This is a genomic window from Psychrobacter sp. AOP5-GZ1-6, from assembly GCF_052376345.1.
In the GTDB taxonomy this organism is placed as follows: domain Bacteria; phylum Pseudomonadota; class Gammaproteobacteria; order Pseudomonadales; family Moraxellaceae; genus Psychrobacter.
The window spans coordinates 1-1,339 of record NZ_JBQSVP010000266.1 but is presented as its reverse complement, the minus strand read 5'-3'; the positions used below and the strand labels follow the sequence as shown (position 1 = coordinate 1,339).

General features: G+C 39.9%; 1 protein-coding gene. It reads right to left on the bottom strand.

Going from position 1 to position 1,339, the window contains the following annotated elements; all coding sequences use genetic code 11:
• Positions 1-73: 73 nt before the first annotated feature.
• A complete protein-coding gene (locus tag ACT3RN_RS15635) occupies positions 74-1,162 on the bottom strand; it encodes a DNA polymerase beta superfamily protein (RefSeq protein WP_444518821.1) in 1,089 nt (362 codons plus the stop codon).
• Positions 1,163-1,339 lie beyond the last annotated feature (177 nt).

Below are 1,339 nucleotides of genomic sequence, written 5' to 3'. Positions count from 1 at the left end.
AGGAAACTGGGTGCAGGCTATATATTAGTATGGCCAGCGGATATGACGATATAGCCGATCTATACAAATGAGTCTAATTGACGTTTGAATATAACTGATCTCTTACTACAACCAGTGCCGACAGAGCGGCTTGTTCATTGGGTTGTTCTGGTAAAGGGCTTTTTTCAAATGCCTCTAAAATCTTAGCACTCAATTGATCTGCTTGAGTCAAAATCGAATTATACTCTCGTGCACCTGATTTAATATTGAGTAGTTCGTCACGATTAGGGCGTTTGACGATTACTTTTCCAGTCATTGCAATATCGTACGCCACCTCAAGCAGACGAATCGTATGCATCATATTTTTGGCATCGTATTCTTTAGCATGAGTCATAGTAGCTTGATAGCGTGATTCATTACGATTAGCAACCCACTGCCAGTATTCCTTATAATCGCGACAATACTTACTATAGCCTTGTTCATTAAATGATAGATAAGCGATAGGTGTCATTCCTAGAGGAATAGTGCTTAGGCGTAGCTGAGTAGCATCGACATGTTGATATAAGCCTGAAAAACCTAGCCCACCAGTGGTGTCAACGTACATGGCATACATCTGCGTGGCTTTTGCCATAACAGATAGCCCAATATGTTTTTGGTCAGTAGCTGTATTATGTAGCCAGTCTACGAGCGCAACACTACGATTATCTATAAGAACGGTGCAGAAATCTAAGATGGGTTTTTTTTCGAGCTTCATTGGGTTGACGATTTTTTTATTCAGACCACGTGCTTTCTTGATTTGACTGTTAGCAAACCCTGCAAAGGTTTTTTGACACAGCTTACTGATAAACCAATCAGCAGAAAAAGCTTCCATGAGTGGGTGTTTATACAATATATGCTCGGTTGGTGTGGAAAGCAGCTCCATCATATTTGGGTTGTTTTGTAGCAGCAGCTCAATATAGCGTCCAAGCTCATAGTAGACAATATCATTGCTAGGATTACTGACTTGCGGTATATAGTCATTATGGCGAGCAAAGTAATATGACTTTGGTAAATAAAATACGCCCTTGATATCGGTATCTGATTCTGGCGTTGCTAATCCATAGGCACGGCTCCCTGAAAGGCATTCAAGCAAAATGAGTCCTTCCGATTTTAGCCGTGCGATCGTTAAAGGTTTTAGTGGCATCTAATAGGTCTCTGTTGAACGTAGTACAGTACGGTAAAACTCATTTAACGGAGTGATATCGGAAATACTGGTTTCAGTAAATATAGGCTTGTCTATACTGTGCCATAACTCTTCAATTGCGTTTATCATGAGTGGTGATAATTGATGTATATAACTTTCATCTTGTATTTTCTTAAT

Bases quoted from the DNA above. Each gene is read 5' to 3' on its own strand.
- ACT3RN_RS15635 (WP_444518821.1), bottom strand. From the start codon at position 1,162: ATGCCACTAAAACCTTTAACGATCGCACGGCTAAAATCGGAAGGACTC.